The organism is Pseudoduganella ginsengisoli, assembly GCF_009720865.1.
In the GTDB taxonomy this organism is placed as follows: domain Bacteria; phylum Pseudomonadota; class Gammaproteobacteria; order Burkholderiales; family Burkholderiaceae_D; genus Rugamonas; species Rugamonas ginsengisoli.
The window spans coordinates 1-20,426 of sequence record NZ_WNLA01000005.1; the positions used below are offsets into that span (position 1 = coordinate 1).

The window sequence follows — 20,426 nt, forward strand, 5'->3', positions numbered from 1 at the left end:
CCGGCGCTGTGCTGGCGCTGGCGTCGCTGATGGCTGGCGCTGCCTGGCAAACCAGCACGCGCGCTGCGGCGCTGGAACAGGCCCTGGCGGCGCCGGCGGCGCCATCGCCGGTGGCCCAAGCGCGCCGCAGCGAAGCCGAAACGGTCCGCATCCGGCACGTCAACCATGCAATCCGCACGCTGAATATGCCGATTGCCGCCTTGCTGCGCGCCATGGAGCCGCCGCAGGATTTGCCAGTGTCGCTGCTGAACGTGCAAGTGGCGGAAGCCGAGCCGGCCACCGGGCGCGGCACGCTGCGTTTGCAGGCGCAGGCTGCGGACAGCAATGATATGGCCCGCTACGTAGCGTACCTTGCCGACCGGCGGCCGTTGACGGCGGCCGTGCTGACGCAGCACGAACAGGACGATACGGCGCCGGCACGTCCATATCGCTTCACGGTGGAGGTGCGATGGCAGCCTTGACGTACGTGCGCCAATGGCGCGGCGCCGGCGCCGCGCTGGCCTGGCGGATCCGATGTGGCGCCCGGCGCGCGCTCCGGCGCCATGGCTGGCTGCCGCTGGTGTTGCTGGCGGGCGTGCTGCTGGCCGGCGCGGCCTGGTGGGTGGACGATACCCAGGGCCGCCGGCTGCAGGCATTGCAGCGGGAATCCGTGTTGCGGGACGCTGCGCGTGTGCGCGCCCCGGCCGCGCAAACGCCGCAAACAGGGACGGCAGCGCGATTACAGGCGTTTGACGATGTGCTGACACCTTATGCGGAACTGCCGGAAGTGGTCCAGGAAGTTTTGCAATTGGGGGCGCAGGAAGGATTGGCCATGCAGCGCGGTGATTACCGCGAGCAGGCCGACGTGGCAGGCGGCTTTGTCCGTTACCATATGAGCCTGCCCGTTAAAGGCAACCCGCAGGCCGTGCAGCGGCTGATACAGCGCGCCCTGCAAGCCCGGCGCGCGCTGGCGCTGACCAGCGTTCAATACCGGCGCGAGCGCCCGGAGTCGCTGGAAATGGAGGCGCGTATCGAGTGGGTGGTGCATGCCCGTTTGCCGGCCGGCGCCGTTGCAGCCGCGCAGGCGCTGCCGGAGGGGGCGCCATGAATGCACGGACACGCCGCGCAGGATTGATGGTGGTATTGCTGGCGACACTGCTGGCCGCCTATTGGGCGCCGCGGGATGACGCGCAGTCGGCGCTCAGTACGCCCGCCCGGCCGCAGCGGCAACCTGTTGCGGCCACGGCGGGTCCAGTTGCTTTACCGGACAGGGATGCCGAAGTGCTGGAAATCCTGCCGCGCACCGGCGAGGCGATGGCGGAAAACGTCTTTGCCGCGCCACGGCCGGTACAGCCGGTGGCCGCGCCTGTTGCCGCAACAGCGCCGCCGCCCCCGCCATCGCAGCCGGTGGCGCCGGTGGCGCCGCCCCCGCCATTCCAGGTGCTGGGCCGCGCCGTCGAGGATGGCCAGGTCACGCTGTTCCTGCGCTGGGGCGACCGTACGATCCTGGCCAAGGTGGGGGACACGGTCGAAGGCCAGTACCGATTGGATAGTGAAGATGGGCGCATCTTGCAGATACGTTATCTCCCGTTGGATCAACCGCAACATTTGACGATAAGTGCAGGTAAGTAAGTGAATCAACATGACAAGCAGGGTTTCCGGTATGCGCCGTGGCGGTGGGCGATCGCCGCACTGTGCGCCGCTTCGCTGGCTGGATGCGCCGGTCCGCGCGCGTTCCGCGAAGGACAGGGATTGCTGGCCGCCGGCCAGTATGAGCAGGGCCTGGCACAACTGGAAGCCGCCGTGCAGCACGAGCCCGGCAACGGTGAATACCGCCTGGCGCTGGCCAGCCAGCGCACGTCCGTGATCAATCGTTTGCTGGCAGCGGCGGATATGGCCAGGAGCGAAGGACGTGCGGACGAGGCGCGCCAGTATTTCGCGCGGGTGCAATCCATTGAGCCGGCCAACGCCATGGCGCGCCAGGGCTTGCAAAACCTGGCGATGGACCGTCAGCATGAAACGCTGGCCAGGGAAGCGGCGCAACTGGTGGAAGAAGGCAGCCCGGCCAGCCTGCTGCAGGCGCAGGATAAACTGCGCCAGGTCTTGGCCGAGAACCCGTTCCAGCGCCAGGCGCTGGCCGTGAAAGAACGGTTCGACGAATTGCATGGCCGGCAGGCGCGCACGGATGCGCGGCTGTCTGCACGCTTCCAGAAGCCGATTACGCTGGAATTCCAGGATGCACCGCTGCGCACTATCCTCGATGCGATTGCGCAGATGGCGGGCCTGAACATTTTTTATGACGCCGATGTGCGTCCGGACTTGAAGGGTACGTTGCGGGCCAAGGACATGTCGGTGGAGGACTGCCTGAACCTGCTGCTGACGACCAGCCAGTTGCGCCAGAAAGTACTGAGCCAGAATGCGGTCCTGATTTATCCGAATGCCCAGCAAAAGGTCAAGGATTACCAAACGCTGGTGGTGCGCACGTTTATCCTGGCCAATGCCGACGTCAAGGCAGTGGCGAACAGCATCAAGACCATCGTTAAAACCCAGGACCTGGTGGTCGATGAGCGCCTCGGCATGCTGATCATGCGCGATACCCCCGAGGCCGTGCGCCTGGCCGAACGCCTGGTCGCGTTGCAGGATGTCGGCGATCCCGAAGTCGTGCTGGACGTGGAAATCGTTGAAGTCAAACGTTCCCGCCTGCTGGAATTGGGTATCCAATGGCCGACCCAGCTGGCATTGTCGCCATTACAGCTGGATAAAACCCCTTTAACGCTGCGTAACTTGCGCGGCATCCGTTCCGCGACCACGGCGGCGACGATCGACAGCCTCCGGATCAATGCCCGCAAGGAAGACCAGGATGGCAATATTCTGGCCAATCCCCGCATCCGTGTGCGCAACAAGGAAAAGGCCAAAGTGACCATCGGCGACCGGGTTCCGGTCATCACGACCACGTCCACCAACCTGGCCGTCACTGAATCCGTCAATTACCTGGATGTCGGGCTGAAGCTGGAAGTGGAGCCGACGATTTCGCTGGACGATGAAGTGGCCATCAAGGTTGGGTTGGAAGTGTCGAACCTGGTGCGTGAAGTGATCAGCAAGACCGGTACCTTGTCGTACCAGATTGGCGCCCGCAGCGCCAACACCGTGCTGCGCCTGAAACATGGTGAAACCCAGGTGCTGGCTGGCCTGATCAGCGACGAGGACCGCTCGAATGCCAACAAGGTGCCTGGCGCCGGGGAGTTGCCGCTGCTGGGCCGGTTGTTCGGCAGCCAGAAGGATGATGCGCAGCGGACGGAAATCCTGCTGTCCATTACACCCCGTATCGTGCGCGCCATACGGCGGCCGGAACTGCCGGCAGCGGAATTTGATGCGGGTACGGAAGCGCTGGCCGGGGCCAAGCCGTTGACGCTGGCGCCAGTTGTTGGCGCCGTCCCGGCACAACCGGCAGCGGCACAACCGGCAGCGGCACAGCCGGCAGCGGCACAACCGGCAGCGGCACAACCGGCAGCGGCACAACCGGCAGCGGCACAACCGGCAGCAGCACAGCCAGCCACAGCACAGCCAGCCGCAGCACAGCCAGCCGCAGCACAGCCAGCCGCAGCACAGCCGGCGGCACCGTTGTCGGAAACCGCATCCCCGCCGGGCGCCTGGTCTCCATCCAAGGCGCCGGCTGTTGCACCATTACCGGTGCCGCCATCGCCAGCGCCGGTGCCCATTACTGCCAAAGGCAAGACGGGACACTCATGACTGCAGTTTGCCGCCGCGTATCCCAGCAAGGCTTTACGTTCATTGAATTGATGATGACGCTGGCCATCATGGGGGTGCTGGCCATGCTGGCGGTACCCACCGCGCAAGTGGCGGTCAAGCGTCAGCAAGAATATGAACTGCGCGCCGCGCTGATACAGATCCGGGAAGCAATCGACGCTTACAAACGTGCCGCCGAACAGGGCCGGATCATGATGAAAATCGGCGATAGCGGCTATCCGCCGTCGCTGAATGTGCTGGTGGACGGGGTGGTGGACCAGCGCAGCCCTACGCGGCAGCGCCTGTATTTTCTGAGGCGCTTGCCGGCCGATCCCTTCAATGCAGGTCAAGCTATCCGTCCGGCGGAAAGCTGGGGGGTGCGCAGCTATGCTTCGCCACCGGACGCACCGAGCGAAGGCCGCGATGTTTTTGACGTGTACTCGAAATCCGGGGGAACGGGATTGAACGGCGTCCCGTATCGCGCATGGTGAACCGGCCTGCGCGCGGCTTTACGCTGATCGAACTGTTGACCGTGATGGCCATCATTGCGCTGCTGACCACCGTGGCCGTACCGCGTTACTGGGGAACCATTACACGCGCCCGGGAATTTGCGTTGCGCGACAGTTTGGCATCCATGCGCCGCTCGATTGACCGCTACCACGCTGACCAGGGACGCTACCCCAGTTCCCTGAAGGAGCTGGTTGAGCGGCGCTACCTGCGCGCCGTGCCAGTGGACCCGATCACGGAATCGCCCGCCAGCTGGGTCTTGTTGCCCTCCACGGATCCGGACAGTTCCGGCGTGGCGGACGTGCGCAGCGGCGCCGAAGGGGAGGGCCGGGATGGCATACCGTATGCGGCGTACTAAAGCGCGGCTGGGCCGGCGCTCGGCCGGCTGGGCATATATGTGGACACTGATTGTCGTGGCCCTGGTGGGGCTGGCCGGTACGTATGCGCTGGAGATCGACGCCACGATCAGTCAGCGCGAGAGGGAAAAAGAATTATTGTTTATTGGCCACCAATTCCGTATGGCGCTGCAACGGTACCGCGAGGCAACGCCTGCAAACGGCCGGCCCTATCCTGCTTCGCTGGAAGAGTTGCTGGATGATCGCCGCAGCGGAATGGCGCACCGGCATCTGAGAAAGATTTTTGTTGATCCGATGACGAAAAAGGCGCTGTGGGGCATGGTATGGCTGGATGGCCGCATCGTCGGGATCTATTCCTTGTCGGCACAGGCGCCCGTCAAGCGCGATGGCTTCGAGCAGGACGATGCGGCGTTTAAAAATGCTTCCCATTACAGCGACTGGAAGTTCCTGGTCAGCCCGGAAATGCAGACCGGGGCGAAGCGGTGAGCAGGCATCGCTACACGCCGGTACCTGGGCCGGGCTGCCTTTTCGTTGTCTGGGTGTTAGTATCGTAACCATTCATCACCCTATACAGGATTGCCATGGCCGTCGCCACTTTGCATATCGACGTTGTTTCCGCCGAAGGTCAATATTTTTCCGGTCCCGCCACGTTTGTCGTGCTGCCGGGAGAACAGGGTGAATTGGGTATTTATCCGCGCCATACGCCGCTGATTACCCGCATCCGGCCCGGCGTGGTCCGCATTCAAAAACCGGGCTCAGGCGACGAGGAATTCCTGTTCGTGGCGGGCGGTATTTTGGAAGTACAGCCGGACAATATTACTGTGCTGGCCGATACGGTGATCCGGGGGAAAGACCTGGATGAAGCACGGGCCAATGAAGCCCGCAAACTCGCGGAAGAACAATTGGCGCATCACAGCGGCCAAATTGATTATGCGAAGGTGCAGGCGGAATTGGCGGTTGCCGTTGCGCAACTGGCGGCCATTGCACGCTGGCGAGCCAAGCACTAATGTTGATTTGATAACATTGGCGTGTCATAATTTGCTTTTAATCAACGAAAGCACGGATGAAACGCTTGCTGTTAATAACTCTGCTGTTGTGCACAGCCGTGGCCAGTGCTGGCGAACCGGTGAAAGTCACCAACCTGGCGCGCGATTTCGTGACTTTCTGGGACGCTACCCAGGATATGGCGGAAAACGAACGGGTCGCAGCGTTCCACCGTGACGTCGGCAGCAAATTCCCCGCGTTTTACGGGCTGCAGCGCTTTGGTCCCAAAGCCACCGCAACCGAGCGGGACCGCCACATTGCCAGCGTTATTGCAGGCTTTGGAAAGTGGCGCCAAGCCTACCTGGCCAAGATTGGCCAGTTTGATGCGGAACTGCCTCGCCATATGGCCACGTTTTCGCGCGCTTTCCCTGATTTCCAGCTCCCGGTACCGTTGTACCTGTTGCATTCGCTGGGCGAAATGGATGGCGGCCCCCGTGAACTGGAGGGCAAGCATTACCTGATTTTCGGGGCCGACATGATGACGGCCTTGCATGGCAACGGTAACGAGGCGGCCTTCTTCCACCATGAACTGTTCCATATCCATCACAACGTTCGGGCTCCCGAATGCGAAGGGCAGGGGATGTGGCAGCCATTATGGCGGGAAGGATTGGCAACCTATGTTTCGCAAGCGTTGAATCCTGACGCGACGGAATCGGAAATGCTGCTGACTTTCCCGGAAGGCAGTTTGCCGAAAGTAAAAGCCACGCTATATGCATCGCTGGCGCATTTGGAAACCGTGCTTGATAACAGCGACGATGCGCTGTATGGGCCGTTATTTAGCACTCGACGCGATAACACGGGCCTGGCGCCGCGCCGCGGTTATTACCTGGGCTACCTCGTGGCGCGTGAAATCGGGAAAACCCGCGATTTGCAAACCTTGGCGAGCCTTGATTGCCAACAAGCCCGGCAACTTGTCGTCGATACTGTGCACAAATTAAAGCAGGCTGCCCAGTCCGCCTCTAATTAACTGCACATGCCATAAGTTTTACGGTCTTCAAAATACCGGTACGTAAATGTTCGTACCGGATAGCGTTCATTCTTGATTTTCATATCAGGCAGCATGAAATCAAAGCGCTCCGGCAATTTCCCCTTGAAATGCAATTTAAAACGGTATTGCGTCGTATCCGAGGTGCCGATACCCGTCATCAATACCGGAACTTGTTCAATCACATCGACTATTTCCGGCCGGCCCTCCGTACCACGGCGATAAATCGTCACCAATTCACCGTTGGCTAATGGCGGACCTTTAGGAGCACTGATTTTAAATGCACGGCTGGTGAATTGCGCCATGCCGCCACGGGGCACCATATAGACGACATTGATTTCCACGCCACCGTCCGGCAATGCTATGGGCGGCGTCGCAGTGACAGTAATATTTTCGGGCAGTGCAAATGTCGAACCCTCTTCCCATTTACTGCATGCCGGTGTCGTGGCTTGGTATAACTGTACCGGCTGGTAATCATTGCCACAGGCGGCAAGCGTCAGCAATACAGCAAGTGATGCCCAGTTACGCATAACGATCCTCTCAGCGCTTTTCTTCCATCAATGCCAGTAAATGGCCATCGGGGTCGCGGAAAAACGCCATCCATAATTCATGATCCGGCATTTTAGCAATTAAATGCGGATCACCATCAAATTGTACGCCGCGGGCTTTCAAGATCGCCGCCATGGCTTCAATTTCTTCCACATAGAAATAATGGCAGACCCCGGCGCCCGGCTGGACTGCTTTAGGCGTACCTTCCAGCATCAAACGCACCCCGCCGCAATCAAAAAATACCAGGTCGCCATAACGGAACAGTTTATTCAAACCCAGCGTGCCGCCATAAAACGCTTCTGCGCGGTTGGCGTCGGAAACAGGCAAGGCAATTTGACCGATGCGGGATAAAGCCATGGGATTCTCCGGTTCATGTGGGGGATGCCCAGTTTACTGGTTCTTGTACCATAAATCAGCATGATTGCGCTAACTTCTGGCATAAAACAGTGCTTTTCACCCCTGAAAGGTCCAACCGGGACTTCAGGGGCGCCGCTGGTGCTCATTCCCGTTTGTTGCGGACGGATTTTATGATGGCTTTCCAGCGGGAGCGTTCATTAATACGTTCCAGTGGCGTTTGCTGGGTACGGTGCAAATCGCGCAACAGCTTGTGGTAATTGAAGATGCGGTCCGGATCGCAATGTTCGCGAACTGCACAGCCAGGTTCTGACTCATGGTGGCAATTCCTGAATTGGCATTGTGCTGCCCAATAGCCGATATCTTCAAAGGCTGTGTTAATACTGTCGTCGCCACCATCCGGCCTTAAAGTCCGTAATCCGGGCGCATCAATAATACAGGCGCCGGATACACAGAAATGCATGGAGCGGTGCGTTGTCGTATGACGGCCGCGGCTGTCATCTTCCCTGATGGCGCCTGTTTGCTGATTCGCATTCGTCAAAGTATTGGTTAATGTGGATTTGCCGGCGCCGGACGAACCTAATAAACACAGGGTTTGCCCGCTGTTGAGCCATGGCGCCAATTGTTGAACGGAAGACTTATCCAAGGCGTTGATGGCAAAATGGGGTAGCGGTGATTTAACCTCTGCATGGTTTGTTGAATGCATTCACCAGCGTTAGTAACGGTATCGGCCTTGGTTAATACCACGACAGGTGTAATATCTGCCGCGGCAACCAGGGCAATATAACGTTCCAGCCGCCGTAAATTGAAATCATGGTCCAGGCCCATCACTAATAATGCCGTATCGATATTGCTGGCCACGGATTGTCTACGGCCATCAAAAGAACGGCGGCTTAAATGATTGACTGGGGATAACTTTGAGGTAATCCACAGCTCATCTAATACATTGTTTTCTGCGACAACCCAGTCGCCGACCGCCAGGGAATAATCATTTTCTTCCAATAGGGAGAGTAATCGTGGCAAAACACGGGCTGAACAGGGACGCTCCCCGTCGTGAAGAGTAAGCCTGTCTTTATGAACTTCGATAATGCGCATGACGTGCGCATTCATTCCGTCCTGAACAGGCGCCAGCTGTGAGAAAAACGCGTTGGTAAAACCGATACGCTGCAGCGTTTCAAATTGAATAGATAACATGATGTTTCCCATCAGGCGCGCCATGCAGGCGCGCGACAGCACATCCTTTTGCGTGAAGGCAAAAGGCCGATTTAAATGGGGAAAGCCGGCGCTGCGCGCCGTTACATCATGCCAGTGATGGAAGGGCGTGAATCAGGCTGCCGGCAGGAGGGCAATATCCAAAGTACGCATGGCTGATTCTCCTGTTCGGTTAATGGGAAGCCGCCAGTGTCGCACTATTGTTAATTCGGGTCAATCGCCCTGCCTGGCGTGCGTTCGACGGTTTGCACGATGCACGATTGCGGCGCCAGCGCCGATTGCAACATCTGCAGCGCCAGTTCCGGCCGCGCATCGCCGCACATGAAAATGTCGGCGGCGGCGTAGCCGTGCTCCGGCCACGTATGGATGGAAATGTGGGACTCGGCTAGCAGCGCTACGCCCGTCACACCCTGGCCGGGGCCGAAACCGTGGAAATGGCTGTGCAATACGTGCGCGCCGGCCGCCTCGGCGGCGGCGCGCAGCAGGCGCTCGATCGTGCCGCAACTGGTCAGCTTCGCCGCATCAATGCCCGATAAATCCGCCAGCACATGCCGGCCGCGTGGCTGGTGTTGCATTACTTGTGGCCTCCTCCGCCACCGCCGCCATAGCCCCCGCCATAGCTGCCGCCGCCACTGGAATGCGAACTCCAGCTGGAGCCGCCGCCGGACGAAGAACTGAAGCTGTTCAGCATGTGGACCCAGCTGCTGACAGTGGTCACCGCCAGCACGAAGACCACGTACATGGTGTAGCGGCCCATTATTTATCCTTGTCTTGTGATTCAATGAACAACGCGGGCAGGAAAATCGCCAGCACGCCGAACAGGTTATAGAAGAACGCGCCGCGGAATGACAGCAGGATCGGCACCAGGTTCAGCGCCAGCATGATCATGATGGCTTTCTTGGCCAGGCTCTTGGGGCTGCCGGGGCGTGTTTTCGGGGCCGGTTCCTTGCCGCGCATCGACGCGCCAAACAGCGCCTTCAACTGGTCATAAGGCACCGGCGTGGAACGGGACCACGTCAATTCTTCCCGCGCCAGTTCCGCCGCCAGCCTGACTTGTCCCTGCTCGAATTCCGTCACGTACACCGTGTCGCCCGCCTGTACCCGCCAATTGAACGCGCCCGCCGCATACACGACCCGCGCGCCATAGCTGTACAGCTTCTTGAACGATGCCTTGTCCTGCCGCGCATAGTCGCCGCCCTCCCACTGCGGCCACTCGGACATCACGGTAGCGCGGGACCACCCGTCATCCGTTTCCACCAGCCATGAAAAGCCCGAGCGGGCGCCATACACGAGGTATTCGTTCCAGCGCGTGCCTTCATCGTCTTCACGTACCATGAAGCCGATGACGCGGATTTCCTGCTGGTTCATGCGCGCCATAGCGCCCAGTTCCAGCGAAGGCCGCATGGCTTCCAGCCGCTCGCCTGCCTGCAGCACTTGCACTTTCGGGCTGGCCGCGTCGAGCTGCGCATGGCATGAAGGGCACAGCAGGGCTGACGTCAGCCCGGGCAGGTATTGGATGGGGCCACCGCACGATGGGCAGTCTAGTGCTGTCAGCTTGCCCCGGTGGCGCCCTGTGGTGCGCCGGATTTCGTCATCGTCGCGCAGCAGCTGGCACTGCATGCTTTCCAATGTGACGGAGACGCCCGTGTAGGCAGTGGGCACGTCATCGTCCGAGTAATCAAGCGTGGCAAAGCTGCCGCCATCGCGCAAGTCGGCCACCTTGGCCTGCCAGCCTTCACCCACCTTGAACGGCAATTCACCCTGGCCGCCGATGCATTGCGCCGTGCGCACTTCGGCCACCGTATAGCGGCGGTTATCTACCGTGGTAAAGCTGCCGGGCGACAGGCTGTCGAATGATGGCAGCGCGCCTGAGGTCTGGCGCACGGTCGTGACAACGAACTGGCCGGACGAATCGCCCAGCCATCCATTGGTTCCGTCGTCGAACAGCAAATACCACTCATTCCACATGCCCGCGCTGTATTGCAGCTGGATGCGGCCCACCACGGTGAACTGGCGGCCGCCCAGCACGCCCGACGTGTTGATCTGGACCGGAGAATAATCTTCCAGCACGGCGGACATCTTGCCCATGTCCTTGACTGCATCGGCGCCCTTGAGGACGCTGGTATTGCAGTACTCGCACACGGCCATGACGGACGCGTGCGAGCGGAACGTGACTTCCGCGCCGCAGCTGGGGCAAGAAACTATCTGCATGTCAGCGCTTTAACGTTGTTCAACCAATCAGCTTCTTCAACAATTCCGACTTGGCCGTGTCATAGTCGGCCGCTGAAATCAGCCCCTTGTCCAGCAAGCCTTTCAGCTTGCCCAAACGGGCTTCGATATCGTCTTCCGCCGACACTGCTGCCGGAGCAGCCTGCGGCGCCGCAGGCGACAGCGATGCACCCACGGCCTGGCCCATGGCCTGCCCCAGCGTCACGCCGGCGCCCAGGCCCGCGCCGATGCCGGCAATGCCGCCTTCGTTTTGCGCCGCCAGCGGGATCGCATTGGCCACCTGGAACTTGGTATAGCCAGCCATCTTGTCGGCGCCCAGTCCCCCCTTCATGCCGGCGGAAATGCGCTCGTCCAGCGCGGCCTGCAATTCTTCCGGCAAGCTGACGCTGGCCACGTTGAATTCATCGAGCCCCACGCCATAGCGGGCAAACGCATCGGCCAAGTCGCCGCGCACCTGCTGCGCCATCAGCGCCTGGTTGGCCGCCATGTCGAGGAAGGCCACATTGGATGCGCCCAGCGAGCCGGCCATGGTGGCAAGTAAAATGCCGCGCAGCTGGTCTTCCACGTTATCGCGCGTGTAAATTTCGCGCGTGCCGGACAACTCCGTATAAAACTTGCGGGGATCTGCCACGCGGTATGAATACATGCCGAAGGCCCGTACGCGGATCATGTCGAAATCCTTGTCGCGGATCGTGATCGGCTGCTGCGTGCCCCATTTGCGGCCCGTCTGCACGCGGGTGCTGAAGAAATACACGTCCGACTTGAACGGCGAGTCAAACAGCTTGTCCCAGTTTTTCAGGTTGGTCAGCACCGGCAACGTTTGCGTGGTCAGCTTGTGCGTGCCGGGGCCGAACACGTCGGCAATCTGGCCTTCATTGACGAATACCGCCACTTGCGATTCGCGCACGACCAGCACGCCGCCATTCTGGATTTCCTGGTCTTGCATGGGGAAGCGCCATGCCAGTACGCCTTCCTGGTCTTCCGTCCACTGGATGACGTCGATAAACTGCTTCTTGATAAAGCTGCCAAGGCCCATGATGGTCTCCTTCACATTTAGAGTTTGGGTGCAGGGCCTTTAGGCCGGGCATCCACATACCAGATTCAGGAAATGCAGGCCGCGTTGATGGCGCCAATTGAAATGGAAATGGCGCCCAGCAAACCGCCATACGCGGCATTGCCGTTTTCAATGTGATCGCGCGACATTTTCAGCATGTGCGAGGTAACGAAATACACCAGTACCTGCACTGCCATGGCGCCGAAAGCCCACAGGAAGAATTGCTCGTAATTCGCCGTATGAATCAGGCTCGATGCGATGGTCAGCGAAAAGCCGATCAGCGCGCCGCCCAGCGACAATGCTGCCGCCGGGTTGCCCTGGCGGATCAGCAGCACTTCATCGTAAGGCGTGAGGCGCGTATAGATCGCGAAGAACATGATCAGCAGCAGCGCGGCCAGGAACAGGTGAATCGCATAGTTTAGGATGGGCGGCACGGCATTCCTCGGATAGTATCCTGTAATACTGACAATATTAGTGCAGAAATACCCGATGACAAAAAGAATTCTGATCCTGTCCGTCTTTGTTGTCGCCTCGTGTGGACTGGCCTATGAATTGATTGCCGGCGCGCTGTCGAGCTACCTGCTGGGCGACTCGGTGCTGCAGTTTTCCACGATTATCGGTTGCTACCTGTTCGCCATGGGCGTGGGCGCCCACGTGTCGAAGTATGTCAGCGATGACCAGGTCCTGGCGCGCTTTGTCGACATCGAGCTGGCCGTGGGACTGATCGGCGGCGTGTCGGCTGCCGTACTGTTTTTGACGTTTTCGTGGATGGCGGCGCCGTTCCGCGCGCTGCTGTATGTGATGGTATTCATGGTGGGGGCGCTGGTGGGCATGGAAGTGCCGCTGGTGATGCGCGCGCTGAACGAGCGCAAGACGGAATTCAATGAATTGGTGAGCCGTGTGCTGACCTTTGACTACCTGGGCGCGCTGGCAGTGTCCGTGCTGTTCCCGCTGGTGCTGGCGCCGTACCTGGGCCTGGTGCGCACGGGTTTCCTGTTTGGCATGCTCAATGTGGGCGTGGCTTGCTGGACCATTTACGTGTTCCGCACCGAACTGGAAAACTTGTCCGGCCGCGTGCTGCGCGCCGCCACCGTGCTGTGTGTTCTTGTGGCGGGCTTTATCGGCGCCGACCGCATGACGCACTGGGGCGAACATGGCTTGTTTGGCGATGAAATCGTGTATTCAACGACGACGCCATACCAGCGCCTCGTCATCACGCGCTGGAAAGATGATTTGCGGCTGTACATCAATGGCAACCTGCAGTTCTCGTCGCGCGATGAGTACCGCTACCACGAAGCGCTCGTGCACCCGGCGCTGGAGGCGCTGCCGTGGGCGAAAAAGGTGCTGGTGCTGGGCGGCGGCGATGGCCTGGCGCTGCGGGAAATCCTGCGCTATCCGAATATTGAACACGTGACCCTGGTGGACCTGGACCCGGCCATGACGGGCGCGTTCACCACGCGCGATGAACTGGTGAAATTGAATGGCGGCTCGTTCCGCAATCCGCGCGCCCGCGTCATCAATGCGGATGCGGCGATCTGGCTGCAAAACACGGAAGAGATGTTCGACGCTGTCATCATTGATTTTCCTGATCCCTCCAGTTTCGCGCTGGGCAAGCTGTATTCGGTGCCGTTTTACGGCATGGTGAAAAAACATGTGGCAGCCAATGGCCTGATTGTCGTGCAATCGACGTCGCCTTTCTTTGCGCCGCACGCTTACTGGACGGTGGACGCCACCTTGCGCGACGTGGGGCTGAAGACGTATCCCTATCACGCGTATGTGCCATCGTTTGGCGAATGGGGCTTCATCCTCGCGTCGCCGCAAATGGCGTACCAGCCGCCGGACCAGTACCGCTTGCCGATGCGGTTCCTGAATGGCGACACGACGCGCGCCATGTTTGCCTTCCCGCCAGACATGCAGCGCATGGACATGGCGCCGAACCGGTTGAATACGCAGTCGCTGGTGCATGAATTCGAACAGGACTGGCGCAAGGTGATCCGCTGATGGACCGGCGTTCCTTCCTCGTGTGGGCAGGCGCCAGTGGCGCCGTGGCTGCGGGCAGCGTGGCGGGTTTCCAGCGCTGGCAGGAAATCACGCCCACCGTGCACTACCCGGGCCGCGATGAAGGGCACTTCATGCGCGACCGCAAGGCGCTGCCGCCGCCATCGCAGACCTTGCGCACGGATGTCGCCATCCTTGGTTCCGGCATTGCCGGCATGACGGCCGCGTGGAAGCTGCACAAGCTGGGGCTCACCGATTTCCTGATGGTGGATGGGCCGCAACCGTATGGCAATGCGGCGGGCGGGCGCTTTGGCGACCTGGAATACCCGACCGGCGGCCATTACCTGCCGCTGCCGTCGCCTGAATCCACGCACGTGCGCGACATCCTGTTTGACCTCGGCATCATCTTGCGCGACCCGTATGCGGAAAAGCCGTATTACGACGAGCGCTGGCTGCTGCATGCGCCGGAAGAACGCTTGCTGTTCCAGGGCCGGTGGCAGGAAGGGTTTATCCCGACGGAAGGCGTGCCGGACTGGGAACTGGCGGAACACAAGCGCTTCTTTGCCGAAGTCGACAAACTGCGGCAAACCCGTGGCAGCGATGGCAAGCGCATTTTTGTATTTCCCACCGTGCTGTCGTCGCAAGATCCGCAGTGGCGGGCGCTGGACCGCATCACATTGAAGCAGTGGCTGGAACAGCAAGGCTACCGGTCGCCGACCTTGCACTGGTATTTGAATTATTGCTGCCGCGATGATTATGGCGCGCGCTATGACCACGTTTCCGCGTGGGCGGGGCTGCACTATTACTGCAGCCGCTGGGGGCAGGCTGCCAATGCGTCGAACGGCGCGTGGCTGACGTGGCCGGGCGGCTTGCAGCCATTGGCGGCGGGGCTGGAACAAAAGGCGGCCGTCAAGCGGCATGCTGGCACCGTGGTGTCCGTGAAAACGACGGGGCGGGGCGTGGAAGCGCTATGCTTCCGTCTTGAGCATGGCAAACCGGTCAGCTACCTGGTGCAGGCCCGCAAAGCCATTTGCGCCATGCCCTTGTACGTGGCGGCCCGCGTGGTCGACAACATCGCACAATATGGCTATGACGCGGAACGCGACAATCCCGTGTATTCGCCGTGGCTGGTGGCGAATTTCCTGTTGAACCGCTTCCCGCAAGAAAAGCCGCATACGCCGCTGTCCTGGGATAACGTCGTGTACCAGGAACCGGGGCTGGGTTTCGTCGTGTCCACCCACCAGGATATCCGCGTGACGCCGCCGCCCAAGACCGTGTTTTCGGCCTACGTCGCACTGTCGGACCGCACGCCCGTGTCGGCGCGGCGCTGGATGGTGGCGTCGTCTCCTGCCGAGCTGCTGGCGCTGGCGTCAGCCGATCTCCAAGCCGCGTATGGCGCCGCGTTTGCACCGTGCGTGGAACGGGTCGATATCACGCTGCGGGGCCACGCGATGGCGGCGCCGCTGCCGGGTTTCCTGTCGAACCAGGGGGCGCTGGCGCTGCGTGGCGTGGATGGCCCGGTTTTGTTTGCCCATTCGGATTTATCGGGCTTTTCCGTGTTTGAAGAGGCGGCGTGGTGGGGGATCCGGGCCGCGGCGTTGGCGGCCCAGTGACTGTTAAGTAAAATGGTATCTTTTTTGATATCAAAATATGCTTGCTAAAGTCATTATCGGTTGCGCCGCTGCGTGGGTGTTCAATTGCGCGGCTGCTGAGCCGGAATCCTATGCGTTCTCTGGCAAGGACGCTGCGCAAACCGCCTGCGCCAAAGCCACCGACTTGCGCGAAGTCGTGCTGGCGTTGAAGAAGCAGCTGAAACTACAGGATGGGCCTGAAGCACGACGCAAGACACGGGGGACGGCGAGAATGCTGTTCATGCCTGATGGTACGGTTGGCGTCGAGTGTGCGAAAGGTATGTATCCCACTGTTGACTACAAGGTGTCTGCCTTTGTGCCGGACAAGCATCGGGAAGTGGCAGAAGACGGTGACAGCGAGGATAGCGGGAACAGTGAAGAGAGCGAAGCGTCCCGTATCCAGGCCGTGGAAGTCTGCCAGCGCGAAATCGTGATGGCATGTAAGCCGCTGGACATCGCGCTTGGACGCAAGCATTGAACTTATACCAAAAGAGCATAGGAGCGCGTAAAAGTTTGATATTTCTGATTTAACGTCCCGTCTTAGACTCGCTTCATCGTATCCCCACACAGATGAAGCCATGAAAATCACAAAACTCACCACGTACCGTATTCCACCGCGCTGGATGCTGCTGAAGATTGAAACCGACGAAGGCATCGTCGGCTGGGGCGAACCCGTGATCGAAGGTAAAGCGCGTTCGGTGGAAACTGCCGTTGAAGAGCTCGGCCATTACCTGATCGGGCAAGACCCGCGCCGCATCAACGACTTGTGGCAAGTAATGTACCGCGGCGGCTTTTACCGCGGCGGTCCTATCCTGATGAGCGCCATGGCTGGTATCGACCAGGCACTGTGGGACATCAAGGGCAAGGCGCTGGGCGTGCCGGTCTACGAATTACTGGGCGGCCTCGTGCGCGACCGCATGAAAACGTATAGCTGGGTGGGCGGCGACCGTCCGGCCGACGTCATTGCCGGCATCAGGGCGCTGCGCGAAGCAGGCTTTGATACGTTCAAAATGAACGGCACTGAAGAATTCGGCCTGATCGACACGTCGAAGAAAGTCGATGCCGCCGTATCGCGCATTGCGGAAATCCGCGAAGCGTTTGGCAATGACATCGAATTCGGCATCGACTTCCACGGCCGCGTGGCCGCGCCGATGGCCAAAGTCTTGCTGAAGGAACTGGAACCTTACCGTCCACTGTTCGTGGAAGAACCGGTACTGGCGGAACAGGCTGAATACTATCCGCGCCTGGCCGCGGCCACGCCGATTCCGCTGGCGGCCGGTGAGCGCATGTATTCGCGCTTTGAATTCAAGCATGTGTTCGAGCGCGGCGGCATTTCGATTTTGCAGCCGGATTTGTCGCACGCCGGCGGCATTACTGAATGCGTGAAAATCGCCGCCATGGCGGAGGCGTATGACGTCACGTTGGCGCCGCACTGCCCATTGGGCCCGATCGCGCTGGCGTCGTGCCTGCAAGTGGACTTCGTGTCGTACAACGCCGTGATCCAGGAACAAAGCATGGGCATCCACTACAACAAGGGTGGCGAAGTGCTGGATTACGTGTTGAACCCGGAAGACTTCCACCTCGATAAAGGCTACATCAAGCCGCTGCCAAAGCCGGGCCTGGGTGTCGTGATCAATGAAGAAAAAGTCATCGAAGCGAGCCGCAACACGGAAGATTGGCGCAACCCGCTGTGGCGCCACTTCGACGGTTCCGTCGCCGAGTGGTGATGGCGATGGCTACCGAACAGCAGGCGCTGGCCGGTGCCCGCCTGATAGGCGTGGATTGGGGCAGCACCAGTTTGCGCGCCTTCCTGATCAGCGCCAATGGCAATGGCGCATCCGTGATTTCCGGCGCTGCCGCATTTGCCGGTGCGCTCGATGACGTGGCGGGCGCCTGGATGCGCGCCCGTCCTGCCTTGCCGGTTGTCGCGTGCGGCATGGTGGGCAGTTTGCATGGCTGGCGCGACGTGCCGTATACCGCCTGTCCGGCCGATGCGCGCGTGTGTTGCCCGTTGGCGGCATCGCGCCCGATACGATGGGCGGCTACCGCGCCGCCGGCGCAGCCGGTTTCGGGCTGGGATCCGCGCTGTACAAGCCCGGCATGAGTGCGTCGGCGGTGGGCGGCAATGCGCGCGCCTTTGTCCGCGCGTGGTGCGAGCAGGCGTAGCCATGGCGGCCGCCATGCCGAACTTGCGTCACCAGATGGACGAAGCAATCGGCAGCCAATGCGCCACGCTGCTGGCCCGCGGCCACGTGGATAACTTGCGCTGGCACCATGGCCTGTGGTGGTGGTGCGACCCGGATGGCGTGTCGATGTATACGTGGCCGGGACCACAAGGCATCGCGCCCGTGAAACCGGCGCGCACGCGCCTGCCGGACCGCGCCGCCGCGCTGGCGCACAGCATCGCTGTCAGCCCCGATGGCCGCACGCTGTATTTCAGCGACGCCGTGACCCACCGCATCATGCAGTGCGATTACGATGCGCCAGCCGCGAAAGCCGCCAATATCCGCTTGTTTGCCGACGTGCCGCATGCCCAGCCGCGCGGCGTCGTGGTCGATGCGGATGGCTGCCTGTGGAGCGCGCATTTTGGCGCAGGCAAAGTAGTATGCTACGGGCCGGATGGCCGCCAGCTGCGCAGCATCGCGCTACCGGCCGAATACCCGACCCAGCCTGCATTTGGCGGGCCGCAGCGCGACCAGTTGCTGGTGGGCGCCATGCCGCAGCCCGGCGTGGCGGGCGGCTTGTACCAGTTCGATTCAGGCGGTGCACGCGGCTTGCCCGACACGCTGTTCAACGACCAGTGAGGTGGACGTACGCATTGACGGTGGCAGGACCGCTCTCTATCATGAATGAGTCCGTTTCCTTGACGTAATGCCAATGTCCGATCCCCGCGCCGACCGCTTTGTCCGCTCCCACCTGAAAACCCGCCATCTCGTGCTGCTGGTGGAATTGGGGCGGCATGGGTCGATTTTGCATGCGGCGCAAGCGGCCAACCTGACGCAGCCTGCCGCCTCGAAACTGCTGGCGGAATTGGAACATGCGCTGAACGTGCAACTGTTTGAGCGCTTGCCGCGGGGCGTGGTGCCCACGTGGTATGGCGAAGTGATGATCCGCCGCGCCGGCGCCGCGCTGGCGGAAATGGATTCCGCGCACCAGGAAGTGATGGAACTGTTGTCCGGCCTCAGTGGCCGGGTGTCGGTCGGCACGGTGCTGACGCCATCGGCGGGCCTGGTGACCGATGCCGTCAAGCTGGTCAAACAGCGCCATCCCCGGCTGCAGGTTTCCGTTACGGTCGATACCAGCAAGCTGATGACGGAGCGGCTGCGCGCGGGCGAGCTGGATATGGTGGTCGGCCGTATCCTGGACAGTACGCTGGCCAATGAATTGCACTTTGAACCGCTGACCGATGAACCTCACAGCCTGGTCGCTGGCGCCGGCCACCCGCTGGCGGGGCGCACGGACCTGGCGTTGGCCGACCTGGCGGCCACGCCGTGGGTATTGCCGCCGGCCGGCAGCATCTTGCGCGACCGTTTGACGTCGCTGTTCCTGTCGGCCGGGCTGGAGCCGCCGGTGGAAACCGTGGAAACGCTGGCTTTGCCGGTCTTGACGTCGCTGCTGATCGGCAGCCACATGGTGGCCGCTACGCCGGAAGAACTGGTGCGGCCTTACCTTGATACGGGCTTGCTGGTGGTGCTGCCGTTCGAACTGGGCTTGCGCATGGATATGTACGGCATCATTACGCGCCAGCGCCACCGCTTGTCGCCCGGTGCGGAAACCATGCTGGCCGCGCTGCGCGACGTGGCGGCGTCGCGCTACCCGCAGCGGCGTTGATGCGCCACGGTTGGCGCGCATCTGCTAGGCTCATCCCAACGCCAATGCCGAGAGGATGCCATGAAAGCCCGCGACCTGTTCCGCGTTCCAGACAAATTCACGCTGCGCGAAGAAGATGCCGCGCGCCAGCCGCTGGGCGACGGCAGCAAGTCGGGCGACAAGGAACGCACGGATCAGGTGCTGGAGCGTGTCAGCGACCTGCAAACCATCTTGTATGCGCAGCGCAAGCACAAGGTGTTGCTGGTATTGCAGGGCATGGATACGTCCGGCAAGGATGGCGCCGTGCGTTCGCTGTACAGCGGAATCAACCCGGTCGGCTTGCGCGCCACGTCATTCAAGGCGCCTACGCCGCTGGAAGCGGGTTACGACTACCTGTGGCGCGTGCACCAGCATGTCCCTGCCAAAGGGGAAATCGCCATATTCAACCGCAGCCATTATGAAGAAGTGCTGATTACGCGCGTGCTGAAGCAAATCGGCAGCAAGGAGTGCCAGCGCCGCTATGGGCATATCCGCGACTTTGAACGCATGCTGGCGGAAACCGGCACCACCATCGTCAAAGTGTTCCTGCATATCTCCAAAGATGAACAGCGCAAGCGCTTGCAGGCCCGGCTCGAGGATCCGAAAAAGCAGTGGAAGTTCGACCAGTCCGACATCGACCAGCGCAAGAAGTGGCGCACGTTCCAGGACGCCTATGAAGATGCGATCCTGGCGACGGATGCGGACCATGCGCCATGGTTCATCGTGCCGGCCGATTCCAAGCCGCACCGCGACCTGGCGATCGCCACGCTGTTGCTGGAAACGCTGCAAGACCTGCGCCTGCGCTGGCCACCACCCGATGCCAAACTGGCAGAGTTAAAAATTCGATAAGTGCCGCACCGGCATGGTGCAGATTTTGCGACAACGCGCAGAAAATTTTTATCATCCAGTGGGTTTTTATCTGATACTAGCCA

At 60.9% G+C, this 20,426-nt stretch carries 25 protein-coding genes and 2 pseudogenes; 18 read left to right on the plus strand and 9 right to left on the minus strand.

Features of this window, described 5'->3' with window-relative positions:
* The 9 genes from GM668_RS30535 to GM668_RS10120 form a co-directional block, all read left to right on the plus strand.
* Positions 1 to 461, plus strand: a 461-nt coding sequence (locus GM668_RS30535) for a hypothetical protein (RefSeq protein ID WP_170305578.1), incomplete at its 5' end; no start/stop codon positions are given.
* On the plus strand, positions 449 to 1,087 hold the full coding sequence (locus tag GM668_RS10085; RefSeq protein WP_155438832.1) for a hypothetical protein: 639 nt from the start codon (positions 449 to 451) through the stop codon (positions 1,085 to 1,087). The genes GM668_RS30535 and GM668_RS10085, both read left to right, overlap by 13 nt.
* On the plus strand, positions 1,084 to 1,611 hold the full coding sequence (locus GM668_RS10090; RefSeq protein ID WP_155438833.1) for a hypothetical protein: 528 nt from the start codon (positions 1,084 to 1,086) through the stop codon (positions 1,609 to 1,611). The genes GM668_RS10085 and GM668_RS10090 overlap by 4 nt, the downstream gene beginning before the upstream one ends.
* Entirely contained in the window at positions 1,612 to 3,729 is a 2,118-nt protein-coding gene (locus GM668_RS30905) for a secretin GspD/PilQ domain-containing protein (RefSeq protein ID WP_371868679.1), read from the plus strand.
* The gene (locus GM668_RS10100) at positions 3,726 to 4,217 is read left to right on the plus strand and encodes a type II secretion system protein (RefSeq protein ID WP_155438834.1); all 492 of its coding nucleotides are present in this window, start codon (positions 3,726 to 3,728) and stop codon (positions 4,215 to 4,217) included. Before GM668_RS30905 ends, GM668_RS10100 begins: the two co-directional genes overlap by 4 nt.
* Positions 4,211 to 4,591 carry a type II secretion system protein gene (locus GM668_RS10105; RefSeq protein ID WP_155438835.1) on the plus strand — a complete coding sequence of 127 codons (381 nt, stop codon included), beginning with the start codon at positions 4,211 to 4,213 and terminating at the stop codon, positions 4,589 to 4,591. The genes GM668_RS10100 and GM668_RS10105 overlap by 7 nt, the downstream gene beginning before the upstream one ends.
* Positions 4,592 to 4,628: 37 nt before the next feature.
* Positions 4,629 to 5,075, plus strand: coding sequence for a type II secretion system protein (locus GM668_RS10110; RefSeq protein WP_155438836.1), 447 nt, complete (start codon positions 4,629 to 4,631; stop codon positions 5,073 to 5,075).
* A gap of 95 nt (positions 5,076 to 5,170) precedes the next feature.
* Positions 5,171 to 5,596, plus strand: coding sequence for a F0F1 ATP synthase subunit epsilon (locus GM668_RS10115; RefSeq protein WP_155438837.1), 426 nt, complete (start codon positions 5,171 to 5,173; stop codon positions 5,594 to 5,596).
* 56 nt (positions 5,597 to 5,652) lie between these two features.
* A complete protein-coding gene (locus GM668_RS10120; protein WP_155438838.1) occupies positions 5,653 to 6,600 on the plus strand; it encodes a hypothetical protein in 948 nt (315 codons plus the stop codon).
* Here GM668_RS10120 and GM668_RS10125 read toward each other — a convergent pair.
* The 9 genes from GM668_RS10125 to GM668_RS10160 all read right to left on the minus strand — a co-directional run bounded on the left by GM668_RS10125 (position 6,597) and on the right by GM668_RS10160 (position 12,450).
* Positions 6,597 to 7,148: a hypothetical protein gene (locus GM668_RS10125; RefSeq protein ID WP_155438839.1), complete on the minus strand. Its 552-nt coding sequence runs from the start codon at positions 7,146 to 7,148 to the stop codon at positions 6,597 to 6,599. The genes GM668_RS10120 and GM668_RS10125 overlap by 4 nt on opposite strands.
* Before the next feature lie 10 nt (positions 7,149 to 7,158).
* Positions 7,159 to 7,524 (minus strand): VOC family protein, encoded by a 366-nt coding sequence (locus GM668_RS10130; protein WP_155438840.1) that lies wholly within the window; start codon positions 7,522 to 7,524, stop codon positions 7,159 to 7,161.
* 142 nt (positions 7,525 to 7,666) lie between these two features.
* Positions 7,667 to 8,167 carry a GTPase RsgA gene (rsgA, locus tag GM668_RS31425; RefSeq protein WP_260115500.1) on the minus strand — a complete coding sequence of 167 codons (501 nt, stop codon included), beginning with the start codon at positions 8,165 to 8,167 and terminating at the stop codon, positions 7,667 to 7,669.
* Entirely contained in the window at positions 8,101 to 8,757 is a 657-nt protein-coding gene (rsgA, locus tag GM668_RS31430; RefSeq protein ID WP_371868680.1) for a GTPase RsgA, read from the minus strand. The genes rsgA (GM668_RS31425) and rsgA (GM668_RS31430) overlap by 67 nt, the downstream gene beginning before the upstream one ends.
* A gap of 179 nt (positions 8,758 to 8,936) precedes the next feature.
* Positions 8,937 to 9,308, minus strand: coding sequence for an adenosylmethionine decarboxylase (speD, locus tag GM668_RS10140; protein ID WP_155438841.1), 372 nt, complete (start codon positions 9,306 to 9,308; stop codon positions 8,937 to 8,939).
* Complete coding sequence (locus GM668_RS10145) at positions 9,308 to 9,490, minus strand: hypothetical protein (RefSeq protein ID WP_155438842.1); 183 nt, start codon at positions 9,488 to 9,490, stop codon at positions 9,308 to 9,310. Before GM668_RS10145 ends, speD begins: the two co-directional genes overlap by 1 nt.
* On the minus strand, positions 9,490 to 10,944 hold the full coding sequence (locus GM668_RS10150; protein WP_155438843.1) for a DUF4178 domain-containing protein: 1,455 nt from the start codon (positions 10,942 to 10,944) through the stop codon (positions 9,490 to 9,492). Before GM668_RS10150 ends, GM668_RS10145 begins: the two co-directional genes overlap by 1 nt.
* Before the next feature lie 19 nt (positions 10,945 to 10,963).
* A complete protein-coding gene (locus GM668_RS10155; protein ID WP_155438844.1) occupies positions 10,964 to 11,998 on the minus strand; it encodes an SPFH domain-containing protein in 1,035 nt (344 codons plus the stop codon).
* A gap of 65 nt (positions 11,999 to 12,063) precedes the next feature.
* Positions 12,064 to 12,450, minus strand: a complete 387-nt coding sequence (locus GM668_RS10160) for a DUF350 domain-containing protein (protein ID WP_170305579.1) — start codon at positions 12,448 to 12,450, stop codon at positions 12,064 to 12,066.
* A gap of 55 nt (positions 12,451 to 12,505) precedes the next feature.
* Here GM668_RS10160 and GM668_RS10165 point away from each other — a divergent pair, with 55 nt between their 5' ends.
* The 9 genes and pseudogenes from GM668_RS10165 (at position 12,506) to GM668_RS10200 (ending at position 20,343) form a co-directional block, all read left to right on the plus strand.
* Positions 12,506 to 14,017, plus strand: a complete 1,512-nt coding sequence (locus tag GM668_RS10165) for a polyamine aminopropyltransferase (protein WP_155438845.1) — start codon at positions 12,506 to 12,508, stop codon at positions 14,015 to 14,017.
* Positions 14,017 to 15,627: an NAD(P)-binding protein gene (locus tag GM668_RS10170; protein WP_155438846.1), complete on the plus strand. Its 1,611-nt coding sequence runs from the start codon at positions 14,017 to 14,019 to the stop codon at positions 15,625 to 15,627. The genes GM668_RS10165 and GM668_RS10170 overlap by 1 nt, the downstream gene beginning before the upstream one ends.
* 37 nt (positions 15,628 to 15,664) lie before the next feature.
* A complete protein-coding gene (locus tag GM668_RS10175; RefSeq protein WP_155438847.1) occupies positions 15,665 to 16,123 on the plus strand; it encodes a hypothetical protein in 459 nt (152 codons plus the stop codon).
* A gap of 100 nt (positions 16,124 to 16,223) precedes the next feature.
* A complete protein-coding gene (gene dgoD / locus GM668_RS10180) occupies positions 16,224 to 17,372 on the plus strand; it encodes a galactonate dehydratase (RefSeq protein ID WP_155438848.1) in 1,149 nt (382 codons plus the stop codon).
* Between the two features lie 5 nt (positions 17,373 to 17,377).
* Positions 17,378 to 17,584, plus strand: a pseudogene (locus tag GM668_RS31145) (2-dehydro-3-deoxygalactonokinase); the annotation flags it as partial.
* A 62-nt stretch (positions 17,585 to 17,646) separates the two neighbouring features.
* Positions 17,647 to 17,811, plus strand: a pseudogene (locus GM668_RS31150) (2-dehydro-3-deoxy-6-phosphogalactonate aldolase); the annotation flags it as partial.
* A gap of 2 nt (positions 17,812 to 17,813) precedes the next feature.
* Positions 17,814 to 18,449 carry an SMP-30/gluconolactonase/LRE family protein gene (locus tag GM668_RS10190; protein ID WP_155438850.1) on the plus strand — a complete coding sequence of 212 codons (636 nt, stop codon included), beginning with the start codon at positions 17,814 to 17,816 and terminating at the stop codon, positions 18,447 to 18,449.
* A gap of 73 nt (positions 18,450 to 18,522) precedes the next feature.
* Positions 18,523 to 19,476, plus strand: coding sequence for a LysR substrate-binding domain-containing protein (locus GM668_RS10195; protein WP_155438851.1), 954 nt, complete (start codon positions 18,523 to 18,525; stop codon positions 19,474 to 19,476).
* 60 nt (positions 19,477 to 19,536) lie between these two features.
* The gene (locus tag GM668_RS10200; RefSeq protein ID WP_155438852.1) at positions 19,537 to 20,343 is read left to right on the plus strand and encodes a PPK2 family polyphosphate kinase; all 807 of its coding nucleotides are present in this window, start codon (positions 19,537 to 19,539) and stop codon (positions 20,341 to 20,343) included.
* Positions 20,344 to 20,426: the final 83 nt, after the last annotated feature.